Raw genomic sequence first — 14,135 nt, forward strand, 5'->3', positions numbered from 1 at the left:
TTTATTCTGCAGCGTACACGCTGCGGATCCCCTCAAAGCTCTGCAGGCGTTCACGCCACCACATCGCGGCATTGCCGGTCGCGCTGTCATTCCAGGCCAGGAACGCCTGGTCACGGCGGGTTTCGCTGTCCAGCTGGCGTTCTACCAGCGTGCCGTTTGCCAGATGCGGGGCCGCCAGATAGCGCGGCAGGTAGCCGCAGCCCAGCCCGTCAACCTGCGCCTGAACCTTGTCACTGAAGCTGTGTACGCTGAGGATCGGCTGTTCGTCGAGCACGCGCAGGTCGGTGCCTTCGGCGTGGCGCGAGGTGTCGTGTACTACCACGGCCCGGTACTGGCGGATTTGCTCACGCAGCAGCGGGGCGGGCAGCGCCGCCAGCGGGTGATGTGGTGCAATCGCAAAGGTATATTCCAGCCAGCCCACCGGCACGCAGCTCACGCCGCTGTGGCGCACCGGCTCCTGTACGGCCCCAAAGACAATATCGGCCAGGCCATAACTCAGCGCTTCCCAGCAGCCTGCCAGCACGTCCTGACGGAACAGCAGGCGGGTGTGATGATGCGCCTGATAGAACTCATCGATCAGCCCGGACAGCAGGGCAAACGGCACGGAGGCATCCAGGCTGAGGGTAAGCTGACTTTCCCAGCCGCTTTCCACGTACTGCGCCTGCTGTTCCAGTTCGCCCACGGCGCGCAGCAGAATGCGTCCTTTCTCCAGCATCAGGCGTCCGGTGGGGGTAAATGTGGCACGGTGACCGGAGCGATCCAGCAGCGTGATATTCAAATCGCTTTCCATCTTCTGCACCGTATAACTCAGTGCCGAAGCAGTTTTAAACAGCCTGGCCGCCGCTGCGGCAAAGGTACCGTGACGGTCCAGTGCATCCAGAATCAGCAGCGCTTCAAGGTTTAATCGCATGGTGTTCCCCAAACCCAAAATTTGTTTAACAACTTCCTGAATTCTTTCCGTTATCAACCGGGGCGGCCATTTCGTATTGTGTCAACACGCAAGACAAACCCGAAACCTGAAACGTAAAAGGAATAAAAAAATGTCTAAATTCGACCTGCTGGACCCACAGAACTCCGCCCTGATTTTCATCGACCATCAGCCGCAGATGTCGTTTGGTGTGGCTAACATCGATCGTCAGCAGCTTAAAAATAACACCGTTGCTTTAGCAAAAGCAGGAAAGATTTTTAACGTGCCGACGATTTACACCTCGGTAGAAACGGAAAGCTTCAGCGGCTACATCTGGCCGGAGCTGCTGGCGGTGCATCCGGAGGTGCAGCCGATTGAGCGCACCTCAATGAACTCATGGGAAGATGAGGCCTTTGTGAAGGCGGTGAAAGCGACGGGCCGTAAGAAGCTGATTATCTCCGCCTTGTGGACCGAAGTGTGTCTGACCTTCCCGGCGCTGATGGCGATGAAAGAGGGGTTTGAGGTGTACGTAGTGACCGACACCTCCGGGGGCACCAGCGTGGATGCGCACGAACGTTCTGTCGACCGGATGGTGCAGGCGGGGGCGGTGCCGGTGACCTGGCAGCAGGTACTGCTGGAGTACCAGCGCGACTGGGCACGTAAAGAGACATATGGCGACGTGATGGACCTGGTGCGTGAGCACAGCGGCGCGTACGGCATGGGCGTGGACTATGCCTACACCCTGGTCCATAAAGCCCCGGCCCGTAAAGCCTGATGACCCGGCCCCCTGCGGGGGGCATAAAGGAGAACATCGTGGACTATCCCCACCAGCCTGAACATATCACTCTGGTTATTACGCACCGCCTTTTGCCCGGCAAGCAGGACGACTATCAACGCTGGCTGGAAGCCATTATGCCGCAGGCCGCGCTGTTCCCCGGACATCTGGGTGTCAACGTCCTGCGCCCGGTACACGGTGAAATGACCTGGACCATACTGGTCAGATTCGACAATCTGGATAATCTTTACCAGTGGCTGAACTCAACGCAGCGTGCGGCACATGTGGCGGAGCTGGGCGGGTTGCTGGCGGGGAATGAACACATTGAGATGCGCCCCGGCGCGGCGTTCTGGTTTACCCCGGCCGACCCGGCGCGGGTGGCCCCCAGGCAGTGGAAGCAGTTTCTGGTCACCCTGGCGGTGATTTTCCCCTCCACCAATCTGGTTCCCTGGTTCTGGGGGGCGGTGTTGCCCGTCAGCAAAGGTACGCTGTGGGGACATTTTCTCAACGATGCCTGCGTGGTCGGCCTGGTGGTGTATCTGTGGATGCCAGCGATAACGCGTCTTTTAAAAAACTGGCTGTCCCCGCGCGGGAAAATCAGCCCGGAGAGTAATGATGAATAATGCCTCATTGATTCTGACCAACGGTAAGTTCCACACCGTTGACCGTGAAAACCCGCTGGCAACGGCGGTGGCGATAAAAGACGGTAAATTCCTCGCGGTAGGCAGCGAAGCGGAAGTGATGCAGTTTGCCGGGGACGGCACCCGGGTGGTGGATCTGAAGGGCCATACCGGGATCCCGGGCCTGAACGACTCGCACCTGCATCTGATCCGTGGCGGGCTGAACTACAACCTGGAACTGCGCTGGGAGGGGGTGCCGTCACTGGCTGATGCCCTGCGGATGCTGAAAGAGCAGGCGCTGCGTACGCCTAATCCGCAGTGGGTACGCGTGGTCGGCGGCTGGAACGAATTCCAGTTTGCCGAGCGCCGTATGCCAACGCTGGATGAGATCAACGAAGCGGCCCCGGATACGCCGGTGTTTATTCTGCACCTTTACGATCGTGCGCTGCTTAACCGCGCCGCCCTGCGCGTGGTGGGCTATACCAAAGACACGCCAAACCCGCCGGGGGGCGAGATCCAGCGCGACGGTAACGGCAACCCGACCGGAATGCTGATCGCCCGTCCGAACGCGATGCTGCTGTACTCCACGCTGGCAAAAGGGCCGAAGCTGCCGCTGGAACAGCAGGTGAACTCCACCCGTCAGTTTATGCGTGAGCTGAACCGACTGGGGCTGACCAGCGCTATCGATGCGGGCGGCGGTTTTCAGAACTACCCGGATGATTACGCGGTGATCGGCGAACTGCACGAGAAAAAACAGCTGACGGTGCGCATCGCCTATAACCTGTTTACCCAGCGTCCCGGCCACGAGCTGGAAGATTTTGAGCGCTGGACCGACATGCTGAAACCGGGTCAGGGCACGGATTTTTACCGTCATAACGGCGCAGGCGAGATGCTGGTGTTCTCTGCTGCCGACTTCGAGGACTTCCTTGAGCCGCGCCCTGACCTGGCCCCCGGTATGGAAGATGAGCTGGAGCGCGTGGTGCGTCACCTGGTCGAGCACCGCTGGCCGTTCCGCCTGCACGCCACCTATAACGAGTCGATCAGCCGCATGCTAAACGTCTTTGAGAAAGTGAACCGTGAGATCCCGTTCAACGGCCTGCACTGGATTTTCGACCATGCCGAAACCATCACCGAAGCCAATATTGAGCGGGTAAAAGCGCTGGGCGGCGGGATTGCGGTACAGCACCGTATGGCGTTTCAGGGGGAATATTTTGCCGAGCGCTACGGTCATGAGGCGGTGAAGCAGACGCCACCGGTAGCGAAAATGCTGGAAGCCGGGGTCCCGGTGGGGCTGGGCACCGACGCCACCCGCGTAGCCAGCTATAACCCGTGGACGGCGCTGTACTGGCTGGTATCCGGCCGCACCGTCGGCGGCATGGCGATGTATGACACCCAGGCGCGTCTGGATCGCGAAACGGCGCTGATGCTGTGGACACAGGGCAGCGCCTGGTTCTCCAGCGAGCAGGGGAAAAAGGGCCAGATTAAAGTCGGGCAACTGGCTGACCTGGCGATCCTTTCGCAGGACTATTTCAGCGTCAGCGAAGAGGCGATTAAAGGCATTGAATCGGTACTGACCGTGGTGAATGGCGACGTGGTGTATGCGGCAGGACGCTTCAGCCCGCTGTCACCGCCGCCGGTACCGGTTCTGCCGGAGTGGTCGCCGGTGGTGACGACGCCGGGCCACTACCGCAGCGCACCGCCGCTGGCGAACGGGCGTGTCGCCTTTGCCTCACAGCCGCATCAGTGCAGTGGTCCCTGTGGTGTACACCGCCACTCGCACGATGTCGCGCGTCGCTCCGGCGTGCCGGTGTCGGATGATAATGCCTTCTGGGGGGCGCTGGGCTGTTCCTGCTTCGCGTTCTGATTGAGGGTCAGACCTGCCTCATCCCGGCAACGCCAGCGCCTGAGCCGTTTGCAGATTTTGGATGAACCCGCGCTGGGCTAGTCAGGCCCGCTCAGCGCAGCGATCGCCGGGTCGTGATAGTTCTCATCAATCCTGATGCCTGCCGCGCGCAGTCGCGCTTCCTGTTCCGCCCGCTGTTTCGCCATGGTTTTCAACAGCGCAGGTAACAGCGTTTTCCAGCGGTGACGATCCTCATACGGAAAATAGTCCTGATACGTCTGTTGCTCACTGCGGAACACCAGGGTGTACAGGTAAGTGCCGCGTTCCTCAGGGGCGGTGTCGCTGTTCTGACGCTGTACGCGCAGGGTCAGGTATTCATTACCACGGTAAAAATACCAGTCCGCTAAAAAGGGCAGCGTTCGCCACTGCGCGTTATTGAGCGGCGATGACGGGTCATTAAACGGCGTCGTGAGGCTGGACGTGGTCATCACCTGTTCAATCCGCGCGGCGTTAGCTACTTCTGACCCCGGCAAGCGCGGATCATCCTGCATAATAAAACGCTGCCATCCGGCGGCCTGAAGGCGGCCAACCAGTTGATAGAACCACGTGCGGCTATCCGCCAGCAGGCTGTCTTCCGGCAGGCCGAGGGGGTAGAGGTTAATTTCATCAAAACGGTTGTGGTTCTCTGTGTAGACCGGGGCGGTGAAAGAGAACACCCCGTCGATAGTGAAAGGGCGATCGCCGCCGAGGATCAGATTAAGCGTATTGCCGCTTTGCGAGGGCTTGGTGAAATTATACCAGCACATCGTGTCGTCACAGTCGCGGGTCAGGTCGTCGCCCAGCGCGGACTGCATGCCGTCTGTGGCATCGCCCAGCCACACCTTAACGGTGCGGGTCACTGGCGCACTGGCGTTATCACAGCCTGAAAGTAGTGCGATGAGACAAAGCAGTAACGATTTCATCGTTAACTCTCCCGGAACGGCCATCAGCCCTGTTCTGCTTTCAGCAGCGCTAACAGCTCTTTATCGTTGAGGTGAAAGGTCAGTTTTTCCGGCAGCGGGCGTTCAAAGTCGCGCAACCCGCTTAATGAATAGAAAAAGTTGCTGTCGTAAAAGGCATTAATCGCCGCCAGCTCCGGCATCAGATTCAGCATCGGATCCGTGGGGCGATAGCCGGCACGCACGCGGGCCAGCGACTCAAGGGGTTCGCTGCAGGCATCACATCCCAGGTTTATCCCTTTTGCCCACAGTCGGTAAGCGTCTAAACGATGCCCCTCCATCCAGGCCAGTTTGCCGAGGCTGGCATACGCCGGGGCGTACCCCTGCTTAACGGCACATTCCAGCAGGGATTTCGCTAGCGGATGCATCGCCCTGGCCTGGGGAACAAGGGTTCCCCCGATCAGCGTCATCGCCTGTAGGCTGCCGCGATCGACAGCGGTCGACAGCAGGCGGTACATCGTCTTGTAGTCACGGCCGTAAAGTGAGGAGGCATACGTGTAGGTGACGATTGGGACGTCCTGCTCAATCAGTTTTTGCAGGGTGGCATTCGCCCCGGTAGTGGCGTCAGGGCTGGCGGGATAACGCAGCGTCCACAGGCTGTCCAGATACGCGGCTTTCCAGCTTCCGGCTTTGACGGCGGCCGCCAGCAGGTCTTCACGCTTTTTCCTGTTCCCGGCATCCAGCCAGAAATTATCTTTCGCATCGCCAATCGCCGCATAGTCAACCAGCTGGCGAAAAGCGGCCGCTGCCGCCGGGCTCTCCTGCGGCGTGGCGGCTTCCCCGCTGTGGCAAACGAACTTTTTGTCTTTAAACTCCGCCACTAAATGCGGTTCTGTCGCGAGGTCGCCCATGCTGCCATAGGCGGTAGGCCCGTGGTTGAATTCCTCTAACGTTTTGGCCGCTGACGCCGCGCCGCAGGCAAACAGACTGGACAGTACCAGCGCAGAAAACGAAATTAATTTCATGGGGTCCTTAGTCCGGCGCGGCACGCTGCCTGAGCCGGTGAAAGTTGATCAATGCAGGGAGGCTGCTCCCCCGCTAAAGGCGTGCGAAATCACATATCTGCGGCACCGTTCTTTTGACGGGAGCGGGATTCCTCTATTCTGTCCACCCCAGTTTTCGCCACCGGAGCGCCACAGCTTACCTCATGATGAATACATTTCTGTCAGAAAATCCGACGCAGCTTCTCACCGCCACGACGCCGCCGGACAGGCAACCGATTATTGGCGTTGTTGCCGGCGAATTCAGTAATCCGTATACCCTGACGCTGTTGAATGAGGTGACGCGCCAGCTTAACCTGCGTGGAGCCGGTACGCTGCTGTTAAATGTCGGTGACGATGCCAGCTGTCAGGCGGTTTTACGTACGGCCAGGCCGTTACCGGTCGATGCGCTGCTGTTTCTTGCCCATCACCTCAGCGCGGAACAGCTTGCCGCGATGACAGCGCGATATCCGCTTCCTGCCATCCATGTCTGCCACAGTGCGGCAAGAAAAGGGGAAGCGGCGATCGGCGTGGATGATTATGCGGCCGGAGAGCAGATTGGCCACCTGCTGCTGTCGCAGGGCTATCAGCGTTTCGGCTTTCTGAAAGGGCCGGCATCCCCGTCGCCGCTGCGGCGTATGGAGGGCTACGCGGCCAGCCTGCAGGGCGCGGGTAAAACGCTGAACAGCGTGCTGGTGGCTGGGCAGTCTGACCGGGAGAAGGCATATGAAGCGATGATGACCTACCTGAAAACCACCTGGGCCTCTGAGCGTATTGACGGGCTGTTCTGCGAAAATGACGTGCTGGCCTTTGGTGCCATGCAGGCGATCCGTGATTTTGGCGAGGGGGCACATATCGGCGTGGTGGGATTTGACGACGTGGGCGAAGCCCGTTCGTCGATGTGGAGCCTGACCACCTGGGCACAGCGTGGCGATCTGCAAATTGCTGAAGCGCTGAACCGCCTGCTGGATAACCGGCCGGATGAACAGGGCGCATGGCGCACCGGTGAATTGAAAATCCGCCATTCCCATCTGAGCCGGGAAGAGCACGGCGAAATGTCTCAGTGCGGCTGCGCCAGCCGCAGCTGACAGCGTGTGCTGCTTTTATCCATTTGCGACCTTATTCCGGCAGAGATAATCTTATCTTTGTCGGAACAGCGTGCTGGCCAGCGGCGTGATGTCTTTAAAAAAGACATTGTCTGAATTATGCCATCACTTAGTACTATGGAAGTATGTGCTATAAAATGATCTAATCTGAGCATTAATTTAGTGAAAATGTAAATATGAAAAATATTCGCCATAAAGGTTATACAAAACTCTTCCGCCCTGTTCGCAGGTGCATCTCTTAAGCTGATATAAAAGATAATCAACGAAACTCAGATGACCTTAAGATTAAATCACATCCTGTCGCAGTGTGACTTTATTGCCTAACTGATTGATTAATATAATAAAAAATTACACATTTTATATATTTTACTTCTATGATATTCAGAACCCTTGATTCGTAAAGAGTCTTAAAAATTTCCATTCTCTTATCTGATTTATTTTAACAGACATCAGTGATGTTAAATCAGAATTCCTGAAAAAAATAAATCAGATCATTTTCATTTTGTTGTTTGTCATTTCCTGGTTAAAATTTTTCTGCTTTTTTAAATAGCTAGCGGCAACCTTTTGGAACGTATTTTATTGCTGTGGCAACGGAGTGCATTATCCAAAAGAATAATGATTGTCAAACAAATCAACTAATGAACTATGAAAGGGAATATATAATGAAAAAGTTGTTACTTACTGTAGCCAGTTTGAGTCTCATGGCATCTGCTTCATCAGCGATTGCTGCTGCTGATGAAACGGTTACTGCAAGTGCTGTTTGGCAGGCGGAAGCAACAAAGCAGAGCCAATCGAGTTTGGTGATAACCCCGATTCGCACACTGCAATTTAAGTATTCAGAAAATAGTAAATCCTTTAATCAGGATACGGGCACGTTTGATGTGGCTATTCGCGGTGGTCGCCCAGACGCAAATGCGTTCAAACTTGAAGCCCGTGTCGATGATGGCAATAACGTGCTGCGCCAGGTGGGTGGGGAAAGTACGCTGGCGGTGGGTGCTCTCTACGGCAGTAAGGAGCTCGGTTCTACGCTCGGGGGATCGACCGGTGTTGGCAAAAATGCTGACTGGACCACGCTGGTAGATTCTACGGAGGAGGCCGGGAACGGTAGCTCGCTGTGGGCACTGACTAAGTCTGCAAAAGGTAAACCCGATGATAAATATAATGCCCGCGATAACTTTAAATTTATCGTGAAAAAAGCGACAAGCGATGGCACCACATCTACGTCCTTTGCTGATCTGTCAGATGGTTTGTGGACGGGTGAAGTTGCCGTTGCTTTCCGCGCAACCTGGAGCGAATAAGGTCAATGCAGCCGGGGCTCCCCCGGCTGCTGCACGTTAACGTGAAGGGAAAATCATGTTAAAAAAATCTATTATTATTTCTTTAATGACGTTGGTACTGCCTTTCGCCGCTTCAGCCATTAATGTGGGAAGAGTGACGACGATTATTCCTGCGGATAAACAATTAGTGGCAAAAGAGATAAAAAATGAATCTCCAATGGCAAGGGTTATCAGCGTTAAAATTGAGCGAATTGACTCGCCGTTAACGGATGGAAAAGTCATTGCCTTCGATAAAAAAGATGAAATACTTTTATCACCCTCACAGTTGATGATGCCAGGATCATCTAAAAATATCATTAAGTTCTGGTATCAGGGCACAGAAGATAATCAGGAAAGATATTACAGAATCACTTTTACCGATGAACCTATCACTGACGACAGCGCGGTGAGCGGGGGGAAATCTGTGCTGGCACAGGCTAAGGCGATCATCAGTACCATATTAGTCGTGCAGCCACGTAATAAAAACCTTGACTACAGCCTGACCGATGATGGGGTTTCTAATAAAGGAAATACCTCATTCAGAGTTAGCGCAATAGGAGAGTGCATTGATGGCAAAAAGGATTGCCGTGAAGTGTTTTACGTTCTCCCGGGGAAAACATACCGTTTGCATAAGGTCAATTTAAAGGCAAAAGGAACACATTTAAGTCTGTGGGATGTGGAACACTACATTGCTCTTAAATGAAGGGATTCTGGGTTTAAAAAGGTTATTCCGTGAATAATAAACTGGTGTTTTCTGGTCTCCTTATGTGGACGATACCCTTCTCTTTTGTGAGCGCCGAGGGTCTGAAACAAGAGTCTTATGTGATAGCGGGTTATCGCTTTCCTTCCGCACTTTATGGTATGTTGCAAAGCGGACTAAATTTACCTGTATTGATTGAGAATAAGCAACCCAATAGAGAAAATATATCATTAGAAGAAAAGTATATTCAGATAGGTGTTGCCACATTATATGTTGTGGATAAAAAACTTGTGCTACGTAATGTGATTATCAAAAATGAAGATGAGAGTAAAGTTCAACTCTCTGATGAGCTAATCGCTAAAATTAAAAAAATAAGTGAAGAGCATTTTGATGAGAAACTGCATGCACCTGTCTCAGACGAAGGGTATTTTACCCTGGATGGAAAGCAAATGCGCCTTATTCTTAATTTGAGCGAAAAAGGATATGGTACGTTAATCGCACCAAGACTGTTCGATCTGGACGATCCCACGAGTAAAAAACCCAGTGGAACAATAAATTATGACTTCGGGGGCTATAATAATCGAAGTTCACACAGTGGTACTAACAACTCCGGTTATCTGAACTTTAATTCGACGACGTCTCTGGGCGTGGATCATCTGAAATTTGATGGTTCACTCTATACCGGGAACAGTCTCTCCAAAGATAGCAGTGGACGGATTAATGCCGCCTTGTGGGAGCGCGATTTCAAAGGCCTGAGAACCGCCGCCGGCATGCTCGACAGCTGGAATATGCAGTCTGTGGGTTCTGTCAGTGCCCTCACCGGGGGGGAAGTGTATGGTTTTTCTATTGGTAATGCGGCAAATTCCCGTAAGCGAAATGGCAGCCTTTCATTGACGCCAGTGGTTGCTTTCTTTCCAACGGCGGGGGAAGCACAAATACGCAGAGACGGTAACCTGTTAAGTATTCAACGATTTTCTGTCGGCAGCCATGAAATCGATACGTCGATGCTACCCTTCGGCATTTATAGCATTCAGGTCGATGTGATCAGCGGCAGCAGAACCATTTCCAGCGGTACCTACCAGATTAATAAACCCTTTACCTCCAGTATGGGTGACAGCCTGCGTTGGCAATTTTGGGGCGGGGCCTACGATCGAAACAAAATCTACAGTAATAAGCATCGATACAATATCAGAACCACTCACGACATTGATAAGCAGGGTGAACATGACCGGGAAATGATGTCGCTGGTGGGATTTTCAGCGGGAAAAAGTTCAGGCAATTATGACTGGAGTATGTCCAGCTATATGATGCGGGAACATGCTCTGGCAGAGCTATGGGCTTCGTCGAGGCTGACAAACTGGTTGTCGGTTAATACCCAGGCGATGAGTGCCACGGATGGGACATGGCGAACGAATTTCGGCAGCACCCTAAGACTACCCTACGGTATAGGGAGTATTTGGTACAACTACAACCGGCTTCACAGTGGCGAATTTATCTCGCTTTATGAAAATCGCGGCAGTAACTGGGGTGTATCTGTAAATGTACCTTCTATAGGGGCGGCAAGTGGTGGCGTTATAACCTGGACCCAGGACAAAGATACCATCTACGGGTATAACCGACGTCGCCTCGATTATTCACAAGGTATTTACGCCGGGCGCTATGGGTCGATTCGGCTACGGACTGGCATCGGTTATTACGATAATAATGACGGCTTAAATAAATCGAGTAACCGGGAAACTTATGCCATGTTAGATTTCTCAATTCCGTTTGGTAATGCTATTTCGCTGGGGGTTTCTCACTCCAGAGACAGCGGGACAGCGATGAATATTGATGCCACCCACGATTTCGATGGGGATTACCTGAAGTCAGTCTCTGCTAATGTTTCCCGCTCCTTCAGCGGAGATGTCGATCGCAAAATGACCGGGGGGGCCAGTGTAGACTTTGATACACCATTTAACGCTAATGCGTTGAGTTATCAGACGGATAACGACGGGGGCTGGAGTAATACATTAACCAGTCAGGGATCGGTAGCCTGGTCAGGGATGCATATCGGGGCGGGTAAAGGGCGCGAGAGCGCAGGTGTATTAATTGATACCGGACTTCAAAGGGGAGAGAAGCTCACCCTGGATATTGATGGTAAAAAACAGCTCTTACAAGGAAATCGTAACTATATTTCTTTACCCCCTTATGCCCGCTACCGTATGGAGTTGATGAATAATGCTAATACGATGGAAAGTTATGAAATCAGTGAAGGCGCGCGCCGAACGGTTTCTGTTTATCCCGGCAATGTGATTTATCTCCAGCCCAAAGTTAAAAGAGTGGTCACCGTATTCGGCCGGTTAATCAATAGTGATGGATCTGTCGCGGTCAACCGTCAGTTGAAAAATAAAATAGGTATTGCACGGACGGGGGACGATGGACGCTTTGTCATTGATGTCGACCTCAATAATCCGCAGCTGAGTATTGCGACAAAGGATGACAGCCTCTGCTCTCTGCAACTTAATATTACGCAGAGTGACGGAGCCGTGTGGATCGGCGATGTGAAATGCGATCGGAATAACTATGTCTGGCAACAGTCATCGCGTCAAGGAGCGAAAAATCATGAAACGACTGGCTCTTAGTGCCCTGATATTCAGTGCCGCCGCACACGCTGATGTAACCCTTCCTTTTATCACTTTCCACAACGATAACTCGTTGGGAGGCGCTAATACAGGCGCTGTATTCAGCATCAACAGCGGTGGTTCTGAACTGGCAATCGGCTCGTATGAGTACCCCTCTCTGAGTGATAACGGTAACCGAACTGTGGCGACCTATGTCCCTGTCACACCCTCTCAGTCCGGGCTGGGAAGTTCGACGGATGACGTCACCTGGAAGTATAAATTCTCAGGTTTTAATAATACTGCATTTAGAGGGATGTTCTGTCCCACTTGCAGTACGGGGTATAAAGATCCCATCAGTGTCAGCAATAGTGAAATGACACTTCCTTATAATCCCACCTCGGGGTCCTTTGGGTTCGTTGGTTTAACGATGAGTGCCTCTTTAGTCGATTATTTGCTGGCAATGGGGGCAGGGCAATCAGAGACGGTGACGACGTCAGCCTACACAAAAGGGGGGACGGTACTGGCTTCGACGCAGAATAACGTTCTGCAAAAGTTGGGTAATTATAATCTGGACAACTCAGCACATCTTGAATTTTCTGTTGACCCCATTACCGGTGAAATAAATATTAAAAGTGGCATCACGGGCCAGAGATGTACCCCCTATCAGCACATTGCGCTGAGAGGATTGCTCTGCGATGTGATGAAGTACAGCTATCAGGGAAGCTCGGTGGCTGCCTACAGTGGCTCTCTGTCGCTTTCCGTTTCTAAATTGAATCCTTTATTAGACGGGTTTCAGGGAAAAGGCCTGACGGTATCGTTAACCTTTGATGAAAGGACATGGTACGACTTATCTAACGGATCGCTCGGCACTCCGGCGACGTTTGCCGACACCTTCCTTCAGCAGCCCTCGAAAGAGGGGGGGCAGGCCAGTCTGAAGATGTTTTTCCCCACAGACTTCATTAAAGCTGTCGCGCTTAAGGGCGAAGCCAGTAACTTAACCGATATTGTCACCCTGTGCCTGAATAAACCTCTGGCATCGATTGGTGCCGATTTTTGTTTTCGTCCGGGTAAGGGCATCTCTGTTATCCCAGTGGAACCGAGTATCGAGATCAAGCCTGATAATCCAGACTACGCACTGGATCCAACAGGGTATGGTGGGACAGGGAAAGGCAAGATTGGCAGCAGTGAGCCTATTACCATTCCTTACTCCATTTATACGACCTCTAAAGACCCTGCCATTGCTGTCACGGGACGTATTACGGGCCCGGGTAAACCGTTAAATGGTCAGGATTACTGCCTTTTTAGTGGTGTAGGTGGTGTCTCCGGACTTGAAGTTCCCGTACCTGGCGATGTCCTGATTGGATTATCCCGCACCCGCTACAACCACAACTGTACTGGCACGAGCTTCGATATCCCTGCGCCCTCAACAAGCCCGGGAGAATGGATGAGGCTGATGAGCCCAATTTCTGCCGATCTTTCCGTCTGGAAAACACCGCTGATATTGCAGTTCCCTATGAACAATCCTGTGTCTGCTAAAACCTATGCCGGTGGATACTGGGATGGGGTGGTGAGTGCGCAGGGGTCGATTGAAGTATCCGCGTCATGGAACTGAGGGGCCTGTGCAAAATTCTGATTGTCGGTTTGTTACTCACTTCACATACCGCTTCAGCTTTATTCCTTAAAAATCTGAACATGGAATTAGAACCCAAAAAAGGGGTTCATTATGAGGAGATCATCAATCAGACTCCCGGGAAGAAAGTTTATACTATCAGTATGGTTCAAGTTAGCCTCCCTAAAGAGAACAGTAAAGAAACGGTGATAAGTGATGGTGATTTACTGTATTCACCACAGAAATTAGTTCTTAATTCACAAGATAAAAGCGGCTTTAAGTTTTATTATAAAGGGTCTTTAGATGCTAAAGAGCGATATTTCAGGGTTAAGATAATTGAAACTCCGGTGGGAGTTGATACACTGCCTACCAATCGCAATGCATTACTTTATGATTATCGGGTTGCGGTGGAGGCTATTATGGTTGTCCGGCCAGCAAACGAGAATTTTAATTACCAGATGAATAGTGGTGAGTTGATTAATTCAGGGAATACTTTTTTTAAATATATGTCATCTAAAAATTGCGAAAAAAAGTATTCACATTCTAAATTCATTGCACCGGGTGAACACCTCTCCCTGAGTGATGAAATGACAGTCGAAAATCGCGTTATCTTATATAAAAATAAAATCATCACCCTGTCTCGTTGCCATCTTTAACGTGAATTCCCCCTGGGGATATCCC

Annotated in this window: 12 protein-coding genes; 9 read left to right on the forward strand and 3 right to left on the reverse strand. The window is 52.5% G+C overall.

Annotated elements, in window-relative coordinates:
• Position 1: 1 nt before the first annotated feature.
• Positions 2 to 910: a LysR family transcriptional regulator gene (locus IFU29_RS14040; protein ID WP_191934468.1), complete on the reverse strand. Its 909-nt coding sequence runs from the start codon at positions 908 to 910 to the stop codon at positions 2 to 4.
• Between the two features lie 130 nt (positions 911 to 1,040).
• Between IFU29_RS14040 and IFU29_RS14045 the strand changes: the two genes are divergently transcribed.
• From IFU29_RS14045 to IFU29_RS14055, 3 genes are read left to right on the forward strand one after another with little or no spacing between them, the layout of a single operon-like run.
• On the forward strand, positions 1,041 to 1,682 hold the full coding sequence (locus IFU29_RS14045; protein ID WP_191934469.1) for a hydrolase: 642 nt from the start codon (positions 1,041 to 1,043) through the stop codon (positions 1,680 to 1,682).
• 38 nt (positions 1,683 to 1,720) lie between these two features.
• Positions 1,721 to 2,305, forward strand: coding sequence for an antibiotic biosynthesis monooxygenase (locus IFU29_RS14050; RefSeq protein WP_342214477.1), 585 nt, complete (start codon positions 1,721 to 1,723; stop codon positions 2,303 to 2,305).
• Positions 2,295 to 4,166 carry an amidohydrolase gene (locus IFU29_RS14055; RefSeq protein ID WP_191934471.1) on the forward strand — a complete coding sequence of 624 codons (1,872 nt, stop codon included), beginning with the start codon at positions 2,295 to 2,297 and terminating at the stop codon, positions 4,164 to 4,166. The genes IFU29_RS14050 and IFU29_RS14055 overlap by 11 nt, the downstream gene beginning before the upstream one ends.
• A 77-nt stretch (positions 4,167 to 4,243) precedes the next feature.
• On the opposite strand, the gene IFU29_RS14060 is transcribed toward IFU29_RS14055, so the two are convergent.
• Both IFU29_RS14060 and IFU29_RS14065 read right to left on the reverse strand, forming a co-directional pair.
• The gene (locus IFU29_RS14060) at positions 4,244 to 5,107 is read right to left on the reverse strand and encodes a hypothetical protein (RefSeq protein ID WP_191934472.1); all 864 of its coding nucleotides are present in this window, start codon (positions 5,105 to 5,107) and stop codon (positions 4,244 to 4,246) included.
• Between the two features lie 23 nt (positions 5,108 to 5,130).
• Positions 5,131 to 6,108, reverse strand: coding sequence for a hypothetical protein (locus IFU29_RS14065; protein ID WP_191934473.1), 978 nt, complete (start codon positions 6,106 to 6,108; stop codon positions 5,131 to 5,133).
• A 182-nt stretch (positions 6,109 to 6,290) separates the two neighbouring features.
• Here IFU29_RS14065 and IFU29_RS14070 point away from each other — a divergent pair, with 182 nt between their 5' ends.
• The 6 genes from IFU29_RS14070 to IFU29_RS14095 all read left to right on the forward strand — a co-directional run bounded on the left by IFU29_RS14070 (position 6,291) and on the right by IFU29_RS14095 (position 14,110).
• Positions 6,291 to 7,211, forward strand: a complete 921-nt coding sequence (locus tag IFU29_RS14070) for a substrate-binding domain-containing protein (RefSeq protein ID WP_244633707.1) — start codon at positions 6,291 to 6,293, stop codon at positions 7,209 to 7,211.
• Positions 7,212 to 7,891: 680 nt separating this feature from the next.
• Positions 7,892 to 8,527, forward strand: coding sequence for a common pilus major fimbrillin subunit EcpA (locus IFU29_RS14075; RefSeq protein ID WP_191934474.1), 636 nt, complete (start codon positions 7,892 to 7,894; stop codon positions 8,525 to 8,527).
• Positions 8,528 to 8,582: 55 nt separating this feature from the next.
• Entirely contained in the window at positions 8,583 to 9,248 is a 666-nt protein-coding gene (locus IFU29_RS14080; RefSeq protein WP_191934475.1) for a pilus assembly protein, read from the forward strand.
• A 29-nt stretch (positions 9,249 to 9,277) separates the two neighbouring features.
• A complete protein-coding gene (locus tag IFU29_RS14085; protein WP_191934476.1) occupies positions 9,278 to 11,866 on the forward strand; it encodes a CS1-pili formation C-terminal domain-containing protein in 2,589 nt (862 codons plus the stop codon).
• A complete protein-coding gene (locus tag IFU29_RS14090) occupies positions 11,847 to 13,457 on the forward strand; it encodes a receptor (protein ID WP_191934477.1) in 1,611 nt (536 codons plus the stop codon). The genes IFU29_RS14085 and IFU29_RS14090 overlap by 20 nt, the downstream gene beginning before the upstream one ends.
• 80 nt (positions 13,458 to 13,537) lie before the next feature.
• The gene (locus tag IFU29_RS14095; protein WP_191934478.1) at positions 13,538 to 14,110 is read left to right on the forward strand and encodes a hypothetical protein; all 573 of its coding nucleotides are present in this window, start codon (positions 13,538 to 13,540) and stop codon (positions 14,108 to 14,110) included.
• Positions 14,111 to 14,135 lie beyond the last annotated feature (25 nt).

This window comes from Erwinia persicina (assembly GCF_014838825.1).
In the GTDB taxonomy this organism is placed as follows: domain Bacteria; phylum Pseudomonadota; class Gammaproteobacteria; order Enterobacterales; family Enterobacteriaceae; genus Erwinia; species Erwinia persicina_A.

What these genes read in the sequence shown, in the direction of transcription:
- IFU29_RS14040 (WP_191934468.1), bottom strand. Translation starts at nt 910, where the DNA reads ATGCGATTAAACCTTGAAGCGCTGCTGATTCTGGATGCACTGGACCGT.
- IFU29_RS14045 (WP_191934469.1), top strand. Translation starts at nt 1,041, where the DNA reads ATGTCTAAATTCGACCTGCTGGACCCACAGAACTCCGCCCTGATTTTC.
- IFU29_RS14055 (WP_191934471.1), top strand. Translation starts at nt 2,295, where the DNA reads ATGATGAATAATGCCTCATTGATTCTGACCAACGGTAAGTTCCACACC.
- IFU29_RS14060 (WP_191934472.1), bottom strand. Translation starts at nt 5,107, where the DNA reads ATGAAATCGTTACTGCTTTGTCTCATCGCACTACTTTCAGGCTGTGAT.
- IFU29_RS14065 (WP_191934473.1), bottom strand. Translation starts at nt 6,108, where the DNA reads ATGAAATTAATTTCGTTTTCTGCGCTGGTACTGTCCAGTCTGTTTGCC.
- IFU29_RS14070 (WP_244633707.1), top strand. Translation starts at nt 6,291, where the DNA reads ATGATGAATACATTTCTGTCAGAAAATCCGACGCAGCTTCTCACCGCC.
- IFU29_RS14075 (WP_191934474.1), top strand. Translation starts at nt 7,892, where the DNA reads ATGAAAAAGTTGTTACTTACTGTAGCCAGTTTGAGTCTCATGGCATCT.
- IFU29_RS14080 (WP_191934475.1), top strand. Translation starts at nt 8,583, where the DNA reads ATGTTAAAAAAATCTATTATTATTTCTTTAATGACGTTGGTACTGCCT.
- IFU29_RS14090 (WP_191934477.1), top strand. Translation starts at nt 11,847, where the DNA reads ATGAAACGACTGGCTCTTAGTGCCCTGATATTCAGTGCCGCCGCACAC.
- IFU29_RS14095 (WP_191934478.1), top strand. Translation starts at nt 13,538, where the DNA reads ATGGAATTAGAACCCAAAAAAGGGGTTCATTATGAGGAGATCATCAAT.